This window comes from Celeribacter sp. SCSIO 80788 (assembly GCF_051054295.1).
Lineage (GTDB): Bacteria > Pseudomonadota > Alphaproteobacteria > Rhodobacterales > Rhodobacteraceae > Celeribacter.
Genome location: NZ_CP150482.1, coordinates 3,641,012 through 3,662,481 on the forward strand (window position 1 = coordinate 3,641,012; position 21,470 = coordinate 3,662,481).

Below are 21,470 nucleotides of genomic sequence, written 5' to 3' on the forward strand. Positions count from 1 at the left end.
GCGGTTATGGTGACCGTGAACCCCAGCATTCTGGGAAGTCCGAGGGATTGCAATGCATCTCGACGTCGTTGAGCTGAGAAATTTCTATTACCGTACGGGACTGGGCCGCGCCGCACAACGGGCGATCCGCGATCAGGTCGTGGAGTTCTGGCCCAATGCCGAACGCCAGACCGTGGCCGGGTTCGGTTTTGCCGTGCCGCTTCTGCGCCCGTTTCTCGAAGATGCGCGCCGCGTCGTGGGACTGATGCCGGATCAGCAAGGCGTGATGCACTGGCCTGCGGGCCTGCCGAATGTCTCGGCGCTGTGTCCTGAGACGCGCTGGCCGATCCAGACCGGCTTCGTCGACAAGCTCGTGGTGATGCACGGGCTTGAGATGTCGGATGCGCCGGATGCTCTGCTTGAGGAATGCTGGCGGGTGCTGGGGCCTGGCGGACGTGCGATGTTCGTGGTGCCGAACCGGGGCGGGCTCTGGTCGCGTTCGGACAGCACGCCGTTTGGCTATGGCCGCCCCTACAGTCTCAGCCAGCTCGAAGGCCAGCTCCGGCGCGCGCGCTTCATGCCGGAGCGCCATGCGGCAGTGCTGTTCCAGCCGCCCTCGCACAAACGATTCTGGAAACGCTGGGGGCCGCTTTGGGAGCGGATCGGGCGGCAGATGCCCTCGGCGCTTGTCGGCGGGGTGCTTGTGGTCGAGGCCTCGAAACAGGTTTACGCCCAGACCGGATCGGGCACGCCCGAAGCGGTGCGCCGCAAGGCGGGGGTGCTCGAAGGCCTCCGTCCAGTGCCCGAGGCGAAGCCGGTGTGAGCTCTGAAATCTGATTGGTTTGCGCCCGTCTTTTGACCGGAGTTTTGTTCCTATATTGTCGTTTCTTCAGGTCTCGCGCACCCGGGAATTCTGCTTCAGGACAGGGGCGGTGCGGGCGGAATCGCACGAATCCGTGAACGCCTTCTGCATCCTGTGTGAAATTTTTTTGCGCCCCGGCGGCGATTTCGGCCTAAGTCGCTGAAAAGCAAACAAAGCAAGTTTTTCAGTGTTGGCGCTAAACTGTCGTAACAAGGTTGCGGCATGGTCTGGGCTCTGCTACATCCACGCTGATTTTGTTGCCTGCGTGTGCTGCGCGGGTCAATCAAGCTGCTCATTCCCGACACGAGATCCCGCAAGGGGCGACCGGGGAAGGGCCCTAAGACATCGGAAGGGTGGACGTGTCCGAACCAGCTTCGATCTCCGGCGGCATCGCCGTCCGTTACGCAACGGCCGTTTTTGAACTGGCCAAGGAAAGCAATGCCATCGCGGCGCTCGAGGAGGACGTGGCGACGCTGTCTTCCGCGCTCGCCGAGAGCGACGATCTCAAGGCTCTGATCTCTTCGCCGGTCTATACCCGCGAAGAACTCGAAGCCGCGATCAAGGCGATTGCCGCAAAGGCCGGTCTGACCGGCATCGTCTCCGGCACGCTCGGGCTTATGGCGCAGAACCGCCGTCTGTTCGTCCTGCCGCAGCTCGTCGCCAAGCTTGGCGACCTGCTCGCCGAGGAGCGCGGCGAAGTGACCGCCGAGGTCACCTCCGCCAAGGCGTTGACCAAGACGCAGACCACCAAACTTGCCAAGAGCCTCTCCGAGAAATTTGGCAAGACCGTGAACATCAATGCGACCGTGGATGAAGCCATCATCGGCGGTCTTGTCGTTAAGGTGGGCTCGAAGATGATCGACACGTCGATCGCCTCCAAGCTCAACTCCCTCCAGAATGTAATGAAAGAGGTCGGATAATGGGAATCCAGGCAGCTGAAATTTCTGCGATCCTTAAGGAGCAGATTAAAAACTTCGGCCAGGAGGCCGAAGTCGCTGAAGTGGGCCGCGTGCTCTCCGTCGGTGACGGGATCGCACGTGTGTACGGCCTCGACAACGTCCAGGCCGGTGAAATGGTCGAGTTCCCGGGCGGGATCATGGGCATGGCGCTCAACCTCGAGGCCGACAACGTCGGTGTCGTGATCTTCGGCTCCGACCGTGACATCAAAGAAGGCGACACCGTCAAGCGCACCAAGTCCATCGTGGACGTGCCCGCCGGTGACGCGCTTCTCGGCCGCGTGGTCGACGGTCTCGGCAACCCGATCGACGGCAAGGGCCCGGTGGCCGCGTCCGAGCGTCGCATCGCCGACGTCAAAGCGCCGGGCATCATCCCGCGTAAATCCGTGCACGAACCGATGGCGACCGGCCTCAAATCCGTCGACGCCATGATCCCGATCGGCCGTGGCCAGCGTGAGCTGATCATCGGCGACCGTCAGACCGGTAAAACCGCTGTGGCGCTCGACGCGATCCTGAACCAGAAGTCCTACAACGAGGCTGCTGGCGACGACGAGAGCAAGAAACTCTATTGCATCTACGTCGCTGTCGGTCAGAAGCGTTCCACCGTGGCTCAGCTCGTCAAGAAGCTCGAGGAAACCGGTGCGATCGAATACACCACCATTGTGGCTGCCACCGCGTCCGACCCGGCGCCGATGCAGTACCTCGCGCCCTACACCGCGACCGCGATGGCCGAGTACTTCCGCGACAATGGCCGTCACGCCCTGATCATCTACGATGACCTGTCGAAACAAGCCGTGTCCTACCGTCAGATGTCCCTGCTGCTTCGCCGTCCGCCGGGGCGTGAAGCTTACCCGGGTGACGTGTTCTACCTCCACTCGCGCCTCCTGGAACGTTCCGCGAAGCTGAACGAAGATTTCGGCGCTGGCTCGCTGACGGCTCTGCCGATCATCGAAACCCAGGGCGGTGACGTGTCTGCGTTTATTCCGACCAACGTTATCTCCATCACCGACGGTCAGATCTTCCTCGAAACCGAACTGTTCTATCAGGGTATCCGCCCGGCTGTGAACACCGGTCTCTCCGTGTCCCGCGTGGGCTCCTCGGCTCAGACCAAAGCCATGTCCTCTGTGGCTGGCCCGGTGAAACTGTCGCTCGCTCAGTACCGCGAGATGGCCGCCTTCGCTCAGTTCGGGTCCGACCTCGACGCCGCAACTCAGAAACTTCTGAACCGTGGCGCACGTCTGACCGAGCTGATGAAACAGCCGCAATACGCGCCGCTGACCAACGCCGAAATCGTCTGCGTCATCTTTGCGGGCACGAACGGCTATCTGGACAGCATCCCGGTCTCCGAAGTTGGCAAATACGAAGCCAAACTTCTCGAGTTCCTGCGCAACCAGAAGAAAGACGTGCTCGACTGGATCACCAACGAGGATCCGAAGATCAAAGGCGAGCCGGCCGACAAGCTCAAAGCGGTTCTGGACGAATTCGCCAAAACCTACGCTTAATCCTGAAGGACGCTTAGATGCCCAGCCTCAAGGATCTCAAAAACAGGATCTCGTCGGTCAAATCGACCCGCAAGATCACCAAGGCCATGCAGATGGTGGCCGCCGCGAAACTGCGGCGGGCACAGGATGCGGCCGAGGCCTCGCGCCCCTATGCAGAGCGGTTCAACGCTGTGCTGGGTGCGCTGTCGGCATCGGTCGGTGGCTCCGCAACCGCGCCCCGGCTTCTGGCCGGGACCGGCAAGGACGATGTGCAGATGCTCGTCGTCATGACGTCCGAGAAAGGTCTGTGCGGCGGCTTCAACACGAACATCGTGAAGCTCGCCAAGACCCGCATCAAAGAGCTTCTGGCGGCTGGCAAGACGGTGAAAATTCTCACCGTCGGCAAGAAAGGCCGTGAGCAGCTCAAGCGGGAATACGCGGACCTGTTCGTCGCTCACGTGGACCTCACTGAGGTCAAGAAAGTCGGCTACGCCAACGCGCAGGAGATCGCCAAAGATCTTCTGGCGAAATTCGACGCGGGCGAGTTCGACGTGGCGACGATCTTCTACGCGAAGTTCGAGAACGTTGTGACGCAGGTTCCGACTGCCCAGCAGATCATCCCGGCGGCCTACGAAGTCGAAGAGGGTGCGGTGAGCGCGCTCTACGATTACGAGCCCTCCGAGGAAGGCATTCTTGCCGATCTTCTGCCGCGCGGTGTGGCCACGCAGATCTTCTCGGCTCTGCTCGAGAATGCCGCCTCCGAACAGGGCGCGCGGATGTCCGCGATGGACAACGCGACGCGCAACGCGGGCGACATGATCGACAGGCTGACGATCGAGTACAACCGTTCGCGTCAGGCCGTGATCACCAACGAGCTGATCGAAATCATTTCGGGCGCTGAAGCGCTCTAGATGGGTGGAGTAGGGATTGTCTGTCGTACCGCGATATTTTGAGCCTGAAATGGACCATGAGTACACGTTCTCCGTGTGCTCGTTGGTGCGTGACATGGCGCGGTACGACAACCTCCTGACGTCCTTCGCAGAGTTTGGGTTCACCTCTGAGAACTCGGAGTTTCTGGTTGCCGACAACCGGGTGCGCAACGAGTTCGACGGCTACAACTGGCACAAGCGTCTCTATGGCGAATGTCGTGGCAAGTATATCATCTACTGCCATGAGGACATCGTTCTCATCGATCACGGCTTCGATCGTCTCGTCGAGGCGCTCGAAGATCTCGAACAGCATGACCCACGTTGGCTGGTCGCAGGGGTCGCGGGTTGTGCGTGGCGGCAGGACAACGGGCAATCCCGTCATCAGATCCTGCGGATCACGGACAAATACGGCGAGGACCGTCGGCATGGCGACATGCCGGGGCGCGTCGAGTCGCTGGACGAATGTTTCATCGTCACGAAGCGCGAGAGCCCGGTGTTCTCGTCCTACGATCTGTCCGGGTTCCATTACTACGGGGCGGACCTCTGTTCGATGGCGGAGCTTGCCGGTGGAAGCGCCTATGCGATCGATTTCCACCTGCGGCACGACGGCAATGCCGCACGTGGACCGTCGTTCCGGCAGTGCAGGAAAGCGTTTCTCGGGAAGTATTCGAAAATCTACCCCGGGCGTAAGCTGTTCTGTACAACCGGAGAAGTGCAAATCCCTGGCGGCTGGTATGATATAACTTAGCTCTCAAGTCTCACGTGCGGCGCGTGACCGTGCCGTAATCAATCACAGGTGCCACAAAGCTATCGCTGGCAATTTGGAAAGAAACAAAGGAACACACAATGGTTCAACTTGGATCGAAAGGCAAGATCACTCAGGTGATTGGCGCCGTTGTCGACGTGCAGTTCGAAGACGCGCTTCCTGAAATTCTCAACGCGCTTGAGACCGACAACAACGGCAACCGTCTGATCCTCGAAGTGGCTCAGCACCTCGGCGAGAACACCGTGCGCACCATCGCCATGGACGCGACCGAAGGTCTCGTGCGCGGTCAGCTCGTGACCGACACCGGTGGTCCGATCACCATTCCGGTCGGCAACGCGACCCTGGGCCGTATCCTCAACGTCGTCGGCGAGCCGGTCGATGAAAAAGGTCCGGTCGAAGCCACCGAACGCCGTCCGATCCACGCCGAAGCTCCGGAATTCTCCGAGCAGGCGACCGACACCGAGATCCTCGTCACCGGCATCAAGGTGATCGACCTTCTCGCACCCTATTCCAAAGGCGGTAAAATCGGTCTCTTCGGCGGTGCCGGCGTGGGCAAAACCGTTCTCATCATGGAACTGATCAACAACATCGCAAAAGTGCACTCGGGCTTCTCCGTGTTCGCCGGTGTTGGCGAGCGGACCCGTGAAGGCAACGACCTTTACCACGAAATGATCGAATCCAACGTCATCAAGCCGGACAACCTCTCCGAGTCGCAAGTGGCTCTGGTTTACGGTCAGATGAACGAGCCTCCGGGAGCCCGTGCCCGCGTTGCTCTGACCGGTCTGACCCTCGCGGAACAGTTCCGTGACCAGTCCGGCACCGACGTTCTGTTCTTCGTGGACAACATCTTCCGCTTCACCCAAGCCGGTTCCGAGGTGTCCGCACTTCTCGGTCGTATCCCCTCCGCTGTGGGCTACCAGCCGACGCTGGCCACCGACATGGGTGCGATGCAGGAACGGATTACCTCCACCAAGAACGGCTCGATCACCTCGATCCAGGCTGTGTACGTGCCCGCCGACGACCTTACCGACCCGGCACCGGCCACGACCTTCGCCCACTTGGATGCGACCACCGTTCTCAACCGTGCGATCTCCGAACTCGGGATCTACCCGGCTGTGGACCCGCTCGACTCCTCGTCCCGGATCCTCGATCCGCAGATCGTTGGTGAAGAGCACTACCAGGTTGCCCGCGACGTTCAGGGTATCCTCCAGCGCTACAAATCGCTGCAGGACATCATCGCCATCCTCGGCATGGACGAACTCTCGGAAGAAGATAAGCTGACCGTGGCCCGCGCCCGGAAAATCCAGCGTTTCCTCTCCCAGCCGTTCGACGTGGCGAAAGTGTTCACCGGCGCCGACGGCGTGCAGGTTCCGCTCGAAGACACGATCTCGTCCTTCAAGGCGGTTGTGGCCGGTGAGTACGACCACCTGCCGGAAGCGGCGTTCTACATGGTGGGCGGCATCGACGAAGTGCTCGCGAAAGCCGAGAAACTGGCCGCTGAAGCCGCTTAATAGCAACCCGGAAGGAGGCCTCTCATGGCTACAGTCCAATTCGATCTCGTCTCTCCCGAGCGCAAACTTGCGTCTCTGAACGTGGAGCAGGTCCAGATCCCGGGTTCCGAAGGTCGTCTGACTGCGATGGCGGGCCATGAGCCCACCATCCTCACCCTGCGCCCCGGTCGTCTGATCGCGATCGGGCCGGAGGGCGAGCTGGAGTTCATCGTGACGGGCGGTTTTGCCGAGCTGTCTCCGGAACATATCTCCGTGCTGGCCGAGGTTGCTCTGCCGCGTGGGGAAATGTCTCAGGAGATCGTCAACGAGATGATCACGCAGGCCCGCGCGGAGCACAACAAGGCGACGCAGGAAGAACAAGCGGAAACGCATTCCTTCCTCGCCGATCTGGTGCACATCGCCGAGGATCTCGGGTTCCACACCAATCTCTGATTGGTCGGACATATGAATTGAAAGGCCCTGCGCATCTGTCGCGGGGCCTTTTCTTTTTTGACGATGAGGCAGTCAAGCGGTGTCGGTTTAGACTGTGGGAAAAGGAGAGCGTGTCATGGCATTGGAACTGCGCCCGAATTGCGAATATTGCGACAAGGACCTGCCGCCGGAGGCGCAGGACGCTTGCATCTGCACCTATGAATGCACCTTTTGTCGGGACTGTGTGGACAGGCATCTGCAAAACGTCTGTCCCAATTGCGGTGGCGGTTTTGTGCCCCGCCCGATCCGGCCCAAGACGGCGTGGCGCGACGGCACATCGCGGCTGTATCAACCGCCCTCGACCACGCGTGTGCACCTGTCTTACCCTCCCGAAGAGCTGGCGGGGCATATCGCGCGGATCAAGGATATTCCGCCGGTGGAGCGCTGAGGGCCATGCCGATGGACAAGACATTCCAGAGTGCGGTGCACGACTGGGTCGTGAGCTGTTTCGGCGAGGAGACCGCGATGGATGCGGTGGAACGCAACCGGCGGTTTCTTGAGGAGGCGCTGGAACTGGTGCAATCCCTTGGCGCAAGTCGGGAGTTTGCCCATGATCTCGTCGAGTATGTCTTCTCTCGGCCAAAGGGGGATGCCCCGCAGGAGGTTGGCGGGGTCATGGTAACGCTCGCCTCGCTTTGTACCGCCCATGGCATCGACATGGCACGCGAGGCCCATAAGGAACTGTCGCGTATCGACAGCCCCGAGATCACCGCCAAAATTCGTGCCAAACATGCGGGGAAACCGCAGTTTTAGAGAGGTTTCGCGCGGCTTTCCCTCTTTCCTTTCCGGGGTGTTTCAGGGCAGTCTGGGATGGGGGACAAGATCAAAAAGACCGATGTTGAGAATTGACAGCCATCAGCTTGGGATCACGCAGGGGTCCTTTGTACTTTTTTCCGATTTCCAGGACGGCGGAGCCATGTGGACCGGTAAGGGCCCGCGCGAACTGCGCCGGGTCGTGGATTTCGATGAGCCCTTCATGCGTCCGCCCTTGGTGCAGGTGAGCCTCTCGATGCTGGACATCGACCAGTCGACCAATCATCGCGTCGACATTTCCGCCGAAATGGTCACGGAGGACGGTTTCGTCATTGTGTTCCGCACTTGGGGCGACACCAAGATCGCCCGTGTGCGTGCCGACTGGACCGCCTTCGGCGCGGTGCGCCATGAGGATGACTGGGACGTTTAGACGGCATGACCCGGAAAGAAAAAGGCGCGTCAGGAGAGCCTGCGCGCCTTTCTCATGCAAAAGAGACCCGGAGTTACGGGTGATACACGCCTTCGTAGAGCGGGATCAGCGTCTTGTCTTCGAACAGAGAGGACACGGAAGTGCCGTTCCAGGTGTTGATGATCGCTTGCGCGAACAGCGGCGCGGTGGGGACCACGCGGATGTTCTTGCACTTGGCGACGGAGTCATTGGCCTCGATCGAGTCGGTGATCACCAGTGAGGACAGACGCGAATTGGTCACGCGCTCGACCGCCGGGCCGGACAGCACGCCGTGGGAAATATAGGCATGCACTTCGGCGGCGCCGTGATCCATCAGAAGATCGGCGGCTTTGCAGAGGGTACCGGCGGTGTCGACAAGGTCGTCCACGATGATGCATTTCTTGCCTTCGACATTACCGATGACGGTCATCTCGGCGACCTCACCGGGTTTCTCGCGGCGCTTGTCGACGATGGACAGCGGTGCGTCGATGCGTTTGGCAAGCTCACGGGCACGGGCCACGCCGCCGACGTCGGGGGAGACGATCATGATGTCGTCCATGCCGTCCTTGAAATTGTGCTTGATGTCGAGGGCGAAGACCGGCGAGGCGTAGAGGTTGTCCACCGGGATGTCGAAGAAGCCCTGAATCTGCGTCGCGTGCAGATCGAGGGTGAGAACGCGTTCGATGCCCGCTTCGACCATCATGTTGGCGACGAGTTTCGCGGAGATCGGTGTCCGCGCCTTGGTGCGGCGGTCCTGACGGGCATAGCCGAAATAGGGCACCACGGCGGTGATGCGACCGGCCGACGAACGGCGCAGCGCGTCGGTGATGATCAAGAGTTCCATGAGGTTGTCGTTGGCCGGGTTCGAGGTCGGCTGGACGACGAACATGTCCTCGCCGCGCACGTTTTCGTAGACCTCGACGAAGATCTCGCCATCGTTGAACCGCTCGACACGCGCGTCGCAGAGGTCGATCGACATGCCGCGGTGCATGGAGAGGCGGCGCGCGATGGCGTTGGCGAGGGTGCGGTTGGCATTACCGGCGATGAGTTTGGGCTCGTGAGTCATGGGCATAGCAGCTTTCCCGGGGTGATTTTCGGCCTGACCGTCACGGAATCGTAACGTTGACACCGCTTACCACCCCGCTAGCTTCTTGCAAACATCATGAGGCCCCGGGAGAGACCAAATGGCACATATCGACTACTATTTTTCGCTACTGTCGTCCTTCACCTACCTCGCGGGGGACCGCTTTGCCGAGGTCGCCGCGAAACACGGAGCAACCGTGCGTTACAAGCCCTTCGACATTCTCACCATGTTCGACCGCATGGGAGCACCGCGCCCGGCGGAGCGACCGGAGGCGCGTAAGGTCTACCGGTTGCAGGAGCTGAAACGCTTTGCGGCCAAAGAGGGCAAGCCGATGAAGTTTCAGCCCGCCTTCTGGCCGACCAATGCGGCACCTGCCTCTTATGCGGTGATCGCGGCGCAGGAAGCCGGGGGCGGCGATCTCGACGGGCTGGTGCAGCGGTTGTTGAAAGCGGTCTGGGAAGAGGATCGAGACATTGCCGACGATGCTGTGATCTCCGAGGCGCTGAAGGCGAGCGGGTTCGATCCGATGTTGTCTATGACCGGGATGCTCAAGGGCGCTGAGATTTACACGCAGAACCTTGAAGAGGGGTTGAAAGCGGGGATTTTCGGCTCGCCGTTTTACATCGTGACGGACACGGATGAACGGTTCTGGGGGCAGGATCGGTTGGATATGCTGGACGATTATCTCGGGACGTTGTGAGTTGATCCCGGTCGAATGACTGCCCTCTTTCCCGCGCGTTAACCTTAATCAGATTAACCTTAATGCGCGGGAAAGAGAGAAAAGATCAGTCGCTCAAGGCTGCCAGAAGTGCATCGACATCGGCCTCGGTCGTCGACCAGCTCGCCACGAACCGGGCCAGAAGCGGCTCCTCGGGTTCGCCGGTGAGATCCGTGCCCGGCCCCCACATGTTGTAGACCGCGCCATTGGCTTTGGCCTTGAGGTGCATCTTGCGGGGCAAGCGGGCGAAGACGAGATTGCCCTCGACCTTATAGGTCAGTTCGCCGCCGATCTCCGTCATCCCCTGCGCCAGACGCGCGCCCATGGCATTGGCCTGTGTCGCCAATTCAAGCCAGAGATCACCGTCGAGCCATGCGAGAATCTGCGCCGAAATATAGCGTGCTTTCGACAGGTTGTGCCCGCCGCGCATCCGCTGGCTCTCGAACGCCTCTTTGTAAGACGGATCGAAAATCACGGCGGCCTCGGCCCCCATCGCCCCGGTTTTCGTCGCCCCAAGCGACAGCGTCGCCAGTTCGCGCGTCATCTCCCAAGGCGTCGCGCCACTGGCCGCCATGGCATTGGCGAAACGCGCGCCATCGAAATGCAGCGGCAGACGGGAGGCCTCGGCGAGGGCTGCGATGTCGGAGGGGCGGTAGAGCTCACCGAACTCGGTAAGATTGGTGAGCGACACGGCGGCGGGCGGGCTGGCATGCACATCGTCCTTGGCGCTGTCGTCGATTACTGCTTGGCGCAGTTCCTCCGGGGTCATCCGGCTGCCCTCGCCTGTCATGAGTTTGAGCTTGGCCCCGCCGGAATAGAACGGAACGGAATTGCGCTCATCCACCTCGATATGCGCGGTCTTGTGGCAATAGATGATGCCCCAGGGCGGGGTCATCGCGGCCAGAAGCGCGGCGTTGGTGCCGGTGCCGGAGGTCATCGGGTAGACCAGCGCATCGGGGGCCTGAAACATATCGCGCAGCCGCTCGGTCAGCTCGGCCGTCCAAGGGTCATTCGCATAGGGCGCGGCATAACCGTCATTGGCCTTCGCGAGCGCTTCCATGATTTTTGGGTGAACGCCAGAGGTGTTGTCAGATCCGAAAAACATCAGTTGGGCTCCTCGATGATATGGTCCTCCCAATCCTCCTCGTCGACCTCAAACTCCGGTACGGTCATCCCGCGCACGGAAATGCCCGCCGCATGGACGCTCTCCGGGTCGCCGGTCAAAAGCGGGTGCCAATCGGGCAGCGTGCGCCCCTGCCACAACAGCCGATAGGCGCAGGTGGTGGGCATCCAATAGGCGTGGCTTTCGATGTTCTCCGGGGTGAGTTGAATGCACTCGGGCACGAGGCGTTTGCGGATCTCATATTGTCCGCATTGGCAGGAATAATCGTCGAGCAAACGACAGGCGACACGGGTCAGGAACACCTCGCCGGTGTCCGCGTCCTCGATTTTGTTGAGGCAACATTTGCCGCAGCCGTCGCAAAGCGCTTCCCACTCGTCCTCGGTCATCTTGGCGAGCGGGACGGTTTCCCAGAACCGGGGGCGCTTGCTCATTCCAGCGCCCCGAGGATCTCCCGCGCCTGATCGCAATCGGCGTTCATCTGTTCGATCAGCGGCTCAAGGCCTTTGAAAACAAGTTCGGGGCGGAGATAGTCCACGAAGGCGATGGAAAGATGTTCGTCGTAAAGATCGCCTTTGAAATCAAAGATGAAGGTCTCGAGGCAGGGCAGGTTCGCACCGAAGGTCGGTTTGACACCGAGCGAGGCCGCGCCCTGGTAATGGCCCTTGTGCGGGCCGGTGAGCACATCGACGAGCACGGCATAGACGCCGAATTTCGGCGCGTGCAGCCCGTCGATCGACATGTTTGCGGTTGGAAAACCGAGATCGCGACCGCGCTTGTCGCCATGGTTCACCTTGCCCTCGATCCGGTGCCAGTGGCCCAGCATCTCCTGCGCGCGGCGGGGATCTCCTTCGGCCAACGCGGCACGGATCGCCGAGGAGGAGGAAACGCCGCTGTCGGTCTTCAGAAGTTCGGCCACCGTGACCTCAAAGCCCATCTCCTCCCCGAAGCGTTTCAGCTCCTCGACCGTGCCCGCGCGTTTCGCGCCGAAACAGAAATCCGCGCCGACCACGACATGTTTGAGGCCCAGTCCCTCGACGAGGATCTCGCGGGCGAATTGCTCGGGTGTCTTGGCGGCAAGCTGGGCGTTGAAGGGCAGCTGGAACAGTTGTTCGACGCCAAGTTTTGCAAGGCGGTTGGCCTTCGACTCGGCATTCATCAGGCGGAAGGGCGGGGCGCCGGGGGCGAAGAATTCACGCGGATGCGGTTCGAAGGTGACGATGCCCAGCGGGCCATGGGCGCGGGCAAGGTCGATCACATGGCGGTGGCCACGATGGACGCCGTCGAAATTGCCAATGGCCGCGGAACAGCCCTTGGCCTCTTCGGGAATGTCGGTCCAGTGCGCGTAAATCTGCATGGGGCTCCTCGCGAGGCAGCCCCCCGCGTCAGTCGAATTTGCGGCTCGGCGCAAGCACCATGGCTTCGCCTTTCAGGACCACGGTATCGCCCACGGTGCAGCGACAATCAAGGGCAACCCGGCGTTTCGCATGGATGATGTCGGTCACAGTCACTTCTGCGAGCACGGTGTCGCCGGGGCGCACGGGGGCAAGGAACTTGAGCGTCTGGCCCATGTAGATCGTGCCATGCCCCGGAAGCTGTTCGCCGATCACGGCGGAGATCAGCCCGGCGGTCAGCATGCCATGGGCGATGCGGCCCTCGAAAATCGTGTCCTCGGCATAGGCGTCGTCGAAATGCACCGGGTTGCGGTCGGTCGAAACCTCGCCGAACAACTCGATGTCGCGATCGGTGATGGTCTTGCGCAGGGAGCGCGTCATGCCGATTTCGATGTCCTCGATGCAGATGGTGCCGCGCGGCTGATTGTCCAACATGATCTCCGATTCCTTCGTGATGTTGCGGTGCAGCATAACAAAAAAGAAGACAAGAAACAATATTGCGCGAAATAAAATTTTCATGTTTGCGCAATTATTGTAAATAAGTTGCAAAGGGGAGCCCGCCTTGGCCCGGTTTGCCCTGTCAGATGAACGTCGGATTTGTGTCGGACTTCTGTCGGACCCCGACAGGCCTGTCAAACATGAGAAAAGGCGTCGGATCGCTCCGGCGCCCTGTTTCCTTTGCTGTAAAAATACTCAGCGCAGGAAGGAAATCGCTGCCGTCGGCGAGAGGTTCTGTTCCGACAGCCACATCTTGAGGCGCATCGGGTCCGGGTTGACCGGATCGGGGCCGAACTCCTGCGCCGCCAGTCCGCCGGTGATGAACAACACGTCGAGACCTTCGCCGATCGCGCCCATCACGTCGGTGCCGATGCCGTCGCCGATGCAGAGAATGCGGTTGTCGTCGATCTGCGCGATCTGGGCCAGACGCCTGCGGGCGAGGTCATAGATCGGCGGATGCGGCTTGCCGAAATAGAGGCTCTCGCCGCCCATCTCGGTGTAAAGTGCCGCCAATGCCCCCGCGCACCATTCGCGCACCTCGCCACGGTCCACGACAATGTCGGGATTGGCGCAGAGGAGTTTGAGCCCCTTCTGTTTGGCATAGAGGAATTGCGGACGGTAAATCTCCGGGTCGGCCAGCGGGTCCTCGGGGCCGGAACAGACGATGCCCTCGGCCTCCGCAAGCGGCACGACCGTCACGTCGAGCGGCGCGTCGAGAATTTCCATCGGCTGGAAGAAATCCGCCTCGAACATTTCGCCGATGTGCCAGACCTTCTGACCCACGACGCCGAGATACATCGCCATGCGCGCCGAGTCGCCGGAGGTGGCGATGGCGTCCCAGGCGTCGTCGGGCACGCCGAATTCCGCGATCTGGTCGGCGACGGAGCGCCAGGGGCGGGGCGAGTTGGTGACCAGAACGACCTTGCCGCCGCCCGCGCGGTATTTCTGCATCGCTGCGACCGCTTCGGGGAAGGCGGTGACGCCATTGTGCATGCAGCCCCAGAGATCGACGAACAGCGCGTCGTATTCGTTGGAGATTTCGGAAAGCTCTCGGATCAGGCGGGTCATCGCGGCCTCACTGTTTGCGTTGTGCCCTACCTAGCGCGCGCGGTTGCAAAAGGACAGCACAGATCAGCGCTGCGGGTCTTTCATCAGCCCATACCAGAGCCAGAACAGCGCGGCCTCGGTGATCACGGCGAGGCCGATCCCCGGTCCGACGCGGCCCAGAGCAAACTCGCTCAATCCCAGAAGGGCGAGGGCCAGCATGGTCACGGCCATGGCGCGGGCGATGGCGCTTCGGGCAACGTCGGAGCGGGCGATGTCCTTGAGGCCCCAGAGCAACAGGGCGGGGGCGAGGAACAAAACGGCGGCGCGGCGGGCCATGACGGCGCCAGTCACAGAGGGGTCGAGATGGAAGAGCCAGAAGAACAACGGCGGGGCGATGAAAATCGCGGCGGCGAGGGCGAAACAGATCCCTGCGGTGATCCGGGACAGCAGCGGGAATGAGGGCATCAGGCACCGAAGGCTTTGGGATAGATCAATTCTTTCACCTTGGCCTTGGCCGGGCCTGCCGTCAACGTATGTGTGAGCGGGTAGGGGGATGTGAAGCCCTCTGCGATGGGGCGAAAGCCGCAACGGCTATAAAACTCGGGATCGCCGAGGACGACGACGGTCTGACCGGACATTTCCGCCCATTGCGTGATCATGCCGGTGAGGCGACGGCCAAAGCCGCGGCCCTGAAGGTCCGGGCGGATCGCCACGGGGGCGAGGCAGAGCCAGCCCTTGGGTGAGAGCATGGTCGAGAGCGCGGCATAGCCGATCACCTCGGAGCCGTTGTCATTGGCCATGGGCAGGACCATTTCCCCCGCGATGGCGCGCCATTTGCGCAGCGCCTCGACCAGCTGTGCCTCGTCTTTCTGGCCGAAAGCCTTGGTCAGAAGATCGGCGACGGCGGTTTCCTCGCCGCGTTTCATTTCGCGCATGAAATCGGGGGTTTTGAACATGGGCTCTCCAAGGAAAAGGGGCGCACGGCGGCGCCCCTTGATATATGTGCGATCTTGCGAAGGCCTCAGACTTTGAGGTTCGGGATGATCTGTTTTTTGCGGGACATGATGCCCGGAAGCACCACGGTGTCGCCCTCGACGGTGCAGCCGAAGGAGGCCTCCGCGATGGCTTTCACGGTGTCGTTGGGGACCAGAAGCGTGGCTTCTTCGTTGAGAATGTCGACGACGAAGAGCAGCACTTCATGAGCGCCGTCCTCGGCGGCCACGGCGGGCATGGAGGCCATCAGGCTGTCCTTGCGGTCGAGGATCATCTTCGGGGCGGTGGTTTCCAGCACGGAGACACGCAGGTCGGTCGAACCGACGGTGTATTCCTTGGAGTCCATGCGGATCAACTCGGCATCCGTGAAGGCGGCCACATCGGATTTCGCTTCGAACATCTCAGAGGCGTATTGGCCCAGATTGATGTTCAACTCGGAGGCGAGTTTCTCGGCCAGCGCTTTGTCGACGTCCGTGGTGGTCGGGCTCCGGAATTCCAGCGTGTCGGAGAGGATGCAGGACAGCATCGCGCCCTTGATGTTGTCGGGCATCTTGTCGGCATCGTCGCCCATCAGGTCGTACATGATGGTGGCGGTGCAAGCGAGCGGACGGATGGTGATGTCGATCGGACCTTTGGTCTCAAGCCCGCCCACGAGTTTGTGGTGGTCGATGATCGCGGTGATGTTGGCATCGTTGATCGCGGCGGGCAGCTCGGCGGGGTTGTTGGTGTCGACGATGACGACGTCCTGACCCTCGGCCACCTCGGAAATGATCTCCGGTTTGTCAAAACCCCATTTCTCGATGACGAAAGCGGCCTCGGTGTTCGGCTCGCCCAGAAGGACGGCTTTGGCGTCGACGCCTTTCACCTCATTGAGATACCAGGCCCAGATGATCGGGGAGCCGGTGGAGTCGGTGTCGGGGGATTTGTGGCCGAAAACGAGCGTGGTCATATGAGATGTCCCATGGATATTGGCGATTTCGGCGACCTTATAGGCGGTGCAGCATGGGTTGTCACGCCTTGCGAGCGCTCACGGCTTGGCTGTAACACTTGGGACATGACCAAGCTGCGCGAAACCGATCTTTATCCCCCCGTGAAAGCCCATTTCGAGGGGCTGGGATATGTCGTGAAAGCCGAGGTACGGGACGCGGATGTGGTGGCGGTCCGGGGCGAGGAGACGGTGATCGTTGAGCTGAAGACCGGGTTTTCGCTGTTGCTGTTGCAACAGGGCGTGGCGCGGCAGGCTTTGAGCGATCAGGTCTATCTGGCGGTGCCGCGTTGGAAGGGCAAGGCAGCGTGGCGGATGTTCAAGGGGAACCTTGGGCTGTGCAAGCGGCTGGGGCTTGGGGTGATGTCGGTGAATGTGGCGGAAGGTACGGTGCAGGTGCATCACGCGCCGCGTGCTTTTGTGCCGCGGAAGAATAAGGCGAAAGCGGGGAAGTTGTTGACCGAATTCGAACGCCGGGAGGGGGACCCGAATTTGGGTGGCACTCCGGCGGGCGGGCGTGTGACCGCCTATCGGCAGGATGCGGAGAAATGCCGGGCGTATTTGTTGGAGCATGGGCCGTCGAAGGGGGCGGAGGTGGCGAAGGCCACGGGGGTCAAACACGCCACCCGGATGATGCGGGAGAATTATTATGGGTGGTTTGAGAAGGTTGGAGTGGGGGTTTATGGGGTGTTGGGGTGAAGGGCTGCTTTGCGGAGTTGGTTGCTGATCGACGAACCGTGGCTTCCGCGAAGATGGGACAAAATGGTCATTTCGCTTGAGCTAAAAAGATATGGGTTTTGTTACGCCGGCATAACGAACATTCATGTTTGTCTTGAATTCAGTTTTGCTTTGAGCAACCATCTATTGAGCAACAATTTATAATGTACAGAAATTGAAGGCAGCAAATACTCGATGCCGAAGCTAATTGAAGAACCAACGACTGAGACTTGGGCGGAGTTCCTCCAAGATGTACGGAAACGGCGCCGACGTATGAAAAATCCGGACGCCGTCTGGTATCGAGGCCACACAAGCACTGACTACAGTCTAATTCCCTCGCTACTTCGTCATGATAAGGGGCCAGAAGTCGAGCGCGGGCTCTTTGATGAGTATGAAAAATTCGCGGAAAACGTACATGGACGAAAGGACGACGATTGGTTGCTGCTTATGGACATGCAGCACTATGGTATCCCTACTAGACTGTTAGATTGGACGACAGTTTTGGGTATAGCCGTTAGTTTCGCAGTCTTGGATGGCAAAGACGATGAGCACTCGGTGATCTACATGCTTGATCCGATTGCGTTGAATGCGGAAAGCCACATCAACGAGATAGTAAGAATTCCTGCCCGCGAAAGAAAATTCGCCTATAAAGATATATATTGGAAGGGAGACCCATTCAAACCCTCCAATCCAATTGCTGTCGATGCGGTCTTCCATAATCCAAGAATCTCTGCCCAAAATGGAACCTTCACAGTTCATGGAACTGAACAATTTGGGTTTAAGGTGCCGAATACCAACGGATTCGATTTCGGGATGAGGTACAAGCCTCATGTAGATAGAGTACTATTGCCTGCGTCTGCCAAGGAAGAGGCGCGAGAATTTCTAGAACACGCAAACATCAACGCTTACACTATCTATCCTGACAGTGTTGGGATTGCTCACCACCTCCGTCGAAAGTTTTTCGGGTAGACATTTTTGAGCAAGTACGCTGTGCGACACGTTTGCCAAAAAAACTACTGCCATTACCTTTGTGCCCAAAACTGTCGTTTCTGACCCTTCTCTCGTGTCGTTCCTCCGTCAGAAAACTAGACCAGACAGAGCCTCAAGGCAAACCTACGTGGTTCTAACACTTTTGTGGCTGGTCGCGGGAGCGGACGTTCGCTGCACCGAGACAAACTGGCAGAGCGGACTCTGTGCTCCTGTTCTTAGCGGAAAAGTAAGATTACCTCTTTCTATCCGCGCTGCCCGACATTCCCCCGCCCCGCCGCACCAAAATTTTTCCCCCTCTCCCCTGTTGACTCACTCCAACCTCCTTCCTAACTATGCGTCGTTGTCACTCTCCTGAGGTGAGTGCTAACACATGATTTATCCCCGCCCGAGAGGGTGGATGCAAACCTGAAACTTTGAGCGAAGGAGCCTCGAAGATGGCATTCAAACCGCTGCACGACCGCGTTGTGGTCGAACGTGTTGAGAGCGACGAAAAGACCAAAGGTGGTCTGATCATTCCCGATAGCGCGAAAGAAAAGCCCGCCGAAGGCAAAGTCGTTGCCGTGGGCGAAGGCGCTCGCAAAGACAGCGGCGAGCTGATCGCACCGTCCGTCAAAGAGGGCGACATCGTCCTCTTCGGCAAATGGTCCGGCACGGAAATCACCGTGGACGGCAAAGAGCTTCTCATCATGAAAGAGTCGGACATTCTCGGCATCATCGCCTGAGACATCCGATCCCATCCAACCGAATTTACGGAGTGAACAATGGCTAAAGAAGTCAAGTTTGACGTCGACGCACGCAACCGCATGCTCAAAGGCGTGAACATCCTCGCCGACGCTGTGAAAGTGACCCTCGGCCCGAAAGGCCGCAACGTGGTTCTCGAAAAATCCTTCGGCGCCCCGCGCATCACCAAAGACGGTGTGTCCGTGGCCAAAGAGATCGAGCTCGAAGACAAGTTCGAGAACATGGGCGCACAGATGGTGAAGGAAGTCGCTTCCCGCACCAACGACGAAGCCGGTGACGGCACCACCACCGCGACCGTTCTGGCGCAGGCGATCATCAAAGAAGGCCTCAAGCAGGTTGCTGCCGGTCTGAACCCGATGGACCTGAAGCGCGGTATCGACCTCGCGACCCTCAAAGTCGTCGAAGCGATCAAAGCCTCCGCGCGTCCGGTTGCTGACAGCGACGAAGTCGCTCAGGTTGGCACCATCTCCGCCAACGGCGAGACCGAAATCGGTCGTCAAATCGCCGACGCGATGCAGAAAGTCGGCAACGACGGTGTGATCACCGTTGAAGAGAACAAAGGCATGGAAACCGAGACCACCGTGGTCGAAGGCATGCAGTTCGACCGTGGCTACCTGTCCCCGTATTTCGTGACCAACCCGGACAAAATGGTTGCCGATCTGGAAGACTGCATCATCCTGCTGCACGAGAAGAAACTCTCCTCGCTCCAGCCGATGGTGCCGCTCCTCGAGCAGGTCATCCAGTCCCAGAAACCGCTCCTCATCATTGCCGAGGACGTGGAAGGCGAAGCGCTGGCGACCCTCGTGGTCAACAAACTGCGCGGCGGTCTGAAAATCGCGGCTGTGAAAGCTCCGGGCTTCGGCGATCGTCGTAAAGCCATGCTGCAAGACATCGCGATCCTCACCGGCGGTCAGGTGATCTCCGAAGATCTCGGCATGAAGCTCGAGAACGTCACCATGGACATGCTCGGCTCCGCCAAGAAAATCTCCATCTCCAAAGACGAAACCACCATCGTCGACGGCGCTGGTGACAAGGCCGAGATCGAAGCCCGCGTGGCTCAGATCCGCACCCAGATCGAGGAAACCACCTCCGATTACGACCGTGAGAAACTGCAAGAGCGCGTTGCCAAACTCGCTGGCGGTGTGGCCGTGATCAAGGTCGGCGGCATGACCGAAGTGGAAGTGAAAGAGCGCAAAGACCGTGTGGACGATGCGTTGAACGCAACCCGCGCAGCCGTGCAAGAAGGCATCGTCGTCGGCGGCGGTGTGGCTCTGGTTCAGGCCGGGAAAGCTCTCGAAGGTCTGGAAGGCGCGAACGCCGATCAGAATGCCGGGATCGCCATCGTGCGCAAGGCGATCGAAGCGCCGCTGCGTCAGATCGCTGAAAACGCCGGTGTGGACGGGGCCGTTGTGGCCGGTAAAGTCCGCGAATCCGATGACACCGCGTTCGGTTTCAACGCTCAGACCGAAGAATATGGCGACATGTTCAAATTCGGCGTGATCGACCCGGCGAAAGTGACCCGTACCGCTCTGGAAGATGCGGCCTCGGTTGCCGGTCTGCTGATCACCACCGAAGCCATGGTTGCCGACAAGCCGGCGAAAGACGGCGCTGGTGCCGGCATGCCGGACATGGGCGGCATGGGTGGCATGGGCGGCATGATGTAATCGCCCCGTCATAAAGATATGAAAAGGCTGCCTGCGGGCAGCCTTTTTTTGTGATTGTTTGTTGTGCGGTTGCATGAAATTTTGGCGAGCAGGTGAAGAGGGCATTGGAGGGGGAGACTGGAAAGCTTCTCTCTTGCCTTGAACTTTCTGCATTTGCAAAGCTGACGAAGGACCTGATGTCGATGGGGCAAGAAATGCACTTACGCGCTTTGACGGAAAACGATGAGCTTCCGCTTTCAATTCTTTTGGATAGCACGTTCGGTGGTCCGGATATGTACCGTTTCGCCAAGGAATTGCGCAAGGAGCAGGCGATGGCGATGGAGCGCGTGGCCTATGACGAGAAAGGCGCGATTCTCGGTTATATCTGCTGTGCCCGGATGGTTCTGCCGCAGGATTGGTGGGTGATGTCGATTCTGGCCGTGTCGCCGAGCTACCACAAACGCGGCATGGGGCGGGAGCTTGTGGTGCGGGGCATGGAGCATGCCAAGCGCGCGGGGGCGAAAGCGGTGATCGTGATCGGCGAGGCGCGGTATTTCTCGCGCCTGGGGTTCTCCAAGCTGGCGGCGTCGCGCCTTGAAACCACGATGATGCCGCAGCACACCTTGCTCTACCCGATCGCACCGGGCACCGGCATGGCGCATGAGAGGCTGATCTACCCGGATGCCTATGCGCATCTGAGCGAGGACGATCTGATCTGAGGCGGATCAGCCGCGTGTCGCGGTCTCGAACCCTGCTTCGCAGAAGTCGAGCAGGCTTTCGGTCAGGGTCTGCGCCGGGTCTTCCCCGGCCAGCGCCGCGATCCGCCAGCGCGAGGTGCAGACCGACAGCATCGCCGAGACGGTGAAGACGAAATAAGCGCCGACCCGGACCGGGTCCGCGTCGGGCCGCAGCTTGCGGATTTCCTGCATGAACCGCGCTACGGTCGGATCGAAACAGCGCTCCGTCAGGTCGCGCCATCGGTCGTCGGCGGAGACCAGCGCGATCAGCCGACCATAGGCCAGCCAGCCGGGATCGCCCCCCGTGACCTTGTCGAGCAGCGGCGTGATGAAACAGCCGAGAATGCCACGCAGGTGCGGTGTGCCCTGCCGGATCATCCCCTCCAACGCGTCCAGGCGGAGCCGGGCGAGTTCCTCCGCCCGCCGGGTCACGAGGGTTGCGAACAGCTCGTCCTTGCTGCCGCCGTGATGGTTCACCAAAGCCCCTTGTACGCCGGCCGCACGCGCGATGTCGCGAATCGATGCGCCCTCGAAACCGCGTTCGGAAAACAGGGTTTCCGCAGCGTCAAGAATGCGCGCGCGGGTCGCCAAAGACCTCTGGCTTGGGGCGCGTTGTCTCTGATTTTCTTTGGTTTTTATTGGCTCCA

Annotated in this window: 26 protein-coding genes; 16 read left to right on the top strand and 10 right to left on the bottom strand. The window is 60.2% G+C overall.

The window, feature by feature from the left end; genetic code table 11:
• Positions 1 to 52: 52 nt before the first annotated feature.
• The 10 genes from V1471_RS18210 to V1471_RS18255 all read left to right on the top strand — a co-directional run bounded on the left by V1471_RS18210 (position 53) and on the right by V1471_RS18255 (position 8,138).
• Complete coding sequence (locus tag V1471_RS18210; RefSeq protein ID WP_434290644.1) at positions 53 to 802, top strand: class I SAM-dependent methyltransferase; 750 nt, start codon at positions 53 to 55, stop codon at positions 800 to 802.
• Positions 803 to 1,200: 398 nt separating this feature from the next.
• Positions 1,201 to 1,761, top strand: a complete 561-nt coding sequence (locus V1471_RS18215; RefSeq protein ID WP_434290646.1) for a F0F1 ATP synthase subunit delta — start codon at positions 1,201 to 1,203, stop codon at positions 1,759 to 1,761.
• A complete protein-coding gene (atpA, locus tag V1471_RS18220; protein WP_434290647.1) occupies positions 1,761 to 3,299 on the top strand; it encodes a F0F1 ATP synthase subunit alpha in 1,539 nt (512 codons plus the stop codon). The genes V1471_RS18215 and atpA overlap by 1 nt, the downstream gene beginning before the upstream one ends.
• Before the next feature lie 17 nt (positions 3,300 to 3,316).
• Complete coding sequence (locus V1471_RS18225; RefSeq protein ID WP_434290649.1) at positions 3,317 to 4,189, top strand: F0F1 ATP synthase subunit gamma; 873 nt, start codon at positions 3,317 to 3,319, stop codon at positions 4,187 to 4,189.
• Positions 4,190 to 4,238: 49 nt separating this feature from the next.
• Positions 4,239 to 4,955 carry a hypothetical protein gene (locus tag V1471_RS18230; protein WP_434290650.1) on the top strand — a complete coding sequence of 239 codons (717 nt, stop codon included), beginning with the start codon at positions 4,239 to 4,241 and terminating at the stop codon, positions 4,953 to 4,955.
• Positions 4,956 to 5,053: 98 nt separating this feature from the next.
• Positions 5,054 to 6,484, top strand: a complete 1,431-nt coding sequence (atpD, locus tag V1471_RS18235) for a F0F1 ATP synthase subunit beta (RefSeq protein WP_434290652.1) — start codon at positions 5,054 to 5,056, stop codon at positions 6,482 to 6,484.
• Positions 6,485 to 6,508: 24 nt separating this feature from the next.
• Entirely contained in the window at positions 6,509 to 6,916 is a 408-nt protein-coding gene (gene atpC, locus V1471_RS18240) for an ATP synthase F1 subunit epsilon (protein ID WP_434290654.1), read from the top strand.
• 115 nt (positions 6,917 to 7,031) lie between these two features.
• Positions 7,032 to 7,343, top strand: a complete 312-nt coding sequence (locus V1471_RS18245) for a DUF1272 domain-containing protein (protein ID WP_434290656.1) — start codon at positions 7,032 to 7,034, stop codon at positions 7,341 to 7,343.
• An 11-nt stretch (positions 7,344 to 7,354) separates the two neighbouring features.
• Entirely contained in the window at positions 7,355 to 7,708 is a 354-nt protein-coding gene (locus V1471_RS18250) for a hypothetical protein (RefSeq protein WP_434290658.1), read from the top strand.
• 163 nt (positions 7,709 to 7,871) lie between these two features.
• Complete coding sequence (locus V1471_RS18255) at positions 7,872 to 8,138, top strand: H-type lectin domain-containing protein (protein ID WP_434290660.1); 267 nt, start codon at positions 7,872 to 7,874, stop codon at positions 8,136 to 8,138.
• A gap of 73 nt (positions 8,139 to 8,211) precedes the next feature.
• Here the strand turns inward: V1471_RS18255 and V1471_RS18260 are convergent, their stop codons facing one another.
• Positions 8,212 to 9,228 (bottom strand): ribose-phosphate pyrophosphokinase, encoded by a 1,017-nt coding sequence (locus V1471_RS18260; RefSeq protein WP_066705137.1) that lies wholly within the window; start codon positions 9,226 to 9,228, stop codon positions 8,212 to 8,214.
• A gap of 112 nt (positions 9,229 to 9,340) precedes the next feature.
• On the opposite strand from V1471_RS18260, the gene V1471_RS18265 reads away from it, so the two are divergent.
• Positions 9,341 to 9,940, top strand: a complete 600-nt coding sequence (locus tag V1471_RS18265; protein ID WP_434290662.1) for a 2-hydroxychromene-2-carboxylate isomerase — start codon at positions 9,341 to 9,343, stop codon at positions 9,938 to 9,940.
• Between the two features lie 85 nt (positions 9,941 to 10,025).
• Here the strand turns inward: V1471_RS18265 and V1471_RS18270 are convergent, their stop codons facing one another.
• From V1471_RS18270 to V1471_RS18305, 8 genes are all read right to left on the bottom strand, one after another.
• On the bottom strand, positions 10,026 to 11,063 hold the full coding sequence (locus V1471_RS18270; RefSeq protein WP_434290663.1) for a threonine aldolase family protein: 1,038 nt from the start codon (positions 11,061 to 11,063) through the stop codon (positions 10,026 to 10,028).
• Entirely contained in the window at positions 11,063 to 11,512 is a 450-nt protein-coding gene (locus tag V1471_RS18275) for a YcgN family cysteine cluster protein (RefSeq protein ID WP_434290665.1), read from the bottom strand. Before V1471_RS18275 ends, V1471_RS18270 begins: the two co-directional genes overlap by 1 nt.
• Positions 11,509 to 12,435 carry a bifunctional riboflavin kinase/FAD synthetase gene (locus tag V1471_RS18280; RefSeq protein ID WP_434290666.1) on the bottom strand — a complete coding sequence of 309 codons (927 nt, stop codon included), beginning with the start codon at positions 12,433 to 12,435 and terminating at the stop codon, positions 11,509 to 11,511. Before V1471_RS18280 ends, V1471_RS18275 begins: the two co-directional genes overlap by 4 nt.
• Before the next feature lie 28 nt (positions 12,436 to 12,463).
• Complete coding sequence (locus V1471_RS18285) at positions 12,464 to 12,907, bottom strand: MaoC family dehydratase (RefSeq protein WP_434290668.1); 444 nt, start codon at positions 12,905 to 12,907, stop codon at positions 12,464 to 12,466.
• A gap of 258 nt (positions 12,908 to 13,165) precedes the next feature.
• Positions 13,166 to 14,038: a TIGR01459 family HAD-type hydrolase gene (locus tag V1471_RS18290; RefSeq protein ID WP_434290670.1), complete on the bottom strand. Its 873-nt coding sequence runs from the start codon at positions 14,036 to 14,038 to the stop codon at positions 13,166 to 13,168.
• A 63-nt stretch (positions 14,039 to 14,101) separates the two neighbouring features.
• Positions 14,102 to 14,482, bottom strand: coding sequence for a hypothetical protein (locus V1471_RS18295; RefSeq protein WP_434290672.1), 381 nt, complete (start codon positions 14,480 to 14,482; stop codon positions 14,102 to 14,104).
• Entirely contained in the window at positions 14,482 to 14,973 is a 492-nt protein-coding gene (locus V1471_RS18300) for a GNAT family N-acetyltransferase (RefSeq protein WP_434290674.1), read from the bottom strand. The genes V1471_RS18295 and V1471_RS18300 overlap by 1 nt, the downstream gene beginning before the upstream one ends.
• Positions 14,974 to 15,038: 65 nt before the next feature.
• Positions 15,039 to 15,959 carry a manganese-dependent inorganic pyrophosphatase gene (locus tag V1471_RS18305; RefSeq protein ID WP_434290676.1) on the bottom strand — a complete coding sequence of 307 codons (921 nt, stop codon included), beginning with the start codon at positions 15,957 to 15,959 and terminating at the stop codon, positions 15,039 to 15,041.
• Between the two features lie 12 nt (positions 15,960 to 15,971).
• Between V1471_RS18305 and V1471_RS18310 the strand changes: the two genes are divergently transcribed.
• From V1471_RS18310 to V1471_RS18330, 5 genes are all read left to right on the top strand, one after another.
• The gene (locus V1471_RS18310; protein WP_434290678.1) at positions 15,972 to 16,694 is read left to right on the top strand and encodes a DUF2161 domain-containing phosphodiesterase; all 723 of its coding nucleotides are present in this window, start codon (positions 15,972 to 15,974) and stop codon (positions 16,692 to 16,694) included.
• Between the two features lie 291 nt (positions 16,695 to 16,985).
• Entirely contained in the window at positions 16,986 to 17,681 is a 696-nt protein-coding gene (locus V1471_RS18315) for an FRG domain-containing protein (protein ID WP_434290680.1), read from the top strand.
• Positions 17,682 to 18,136: 455 nt separating this feature from the next.
• Entirely contained in the window at positions 18,137 to 18,424 is a 288-nt protein-coding gene (gene groES, locus V1471_RS18320; protein ID WP_066705114.1) for a co-chaperone GroES, read from the top strand.
• Positions 18,425 to 18,463: 39 nt separating this feature from the next.
• Entirely contained in the window at positions 18,464 to 20,107 is a 1,644-nt protein-coding gene (gene groL, locus V1471_RS18325; RefSeq protein ID WP_434290681.1) for a chaperonin GroEL, read from the top strand.
• 176 nt (positions 20,108 to 20,283) lie between these two features.
• On the top strand, positions 20,284 to 20,805 hold the full coding sequence (locus tag V1471_RS18330; protein WP_434290683.1) for a GNAT family N-acetyltransferase: 522 nt from the start codon (positions 20,284 to 20,286) through the stop codon (positions 20,803 to 20,805).
• 6 nt (positions 20,806 to 20,811) lie between these two features.
• On the opposite strand, the gene V1471_RS18335 is transcribed toward V1471_RS18330, so the two are convergent.
• Entirely contained in the window at positions 20,812 to 21,414 is a 603-nt protein-coding gene (locus tag V1471_RS18335; protein WP_434290685.1) for a TetR/AcrR family transcriptional regulator, read from the bottom strand.
• Positions 21,415 to 21,470 lie beyond the last annotated feature (56 nt).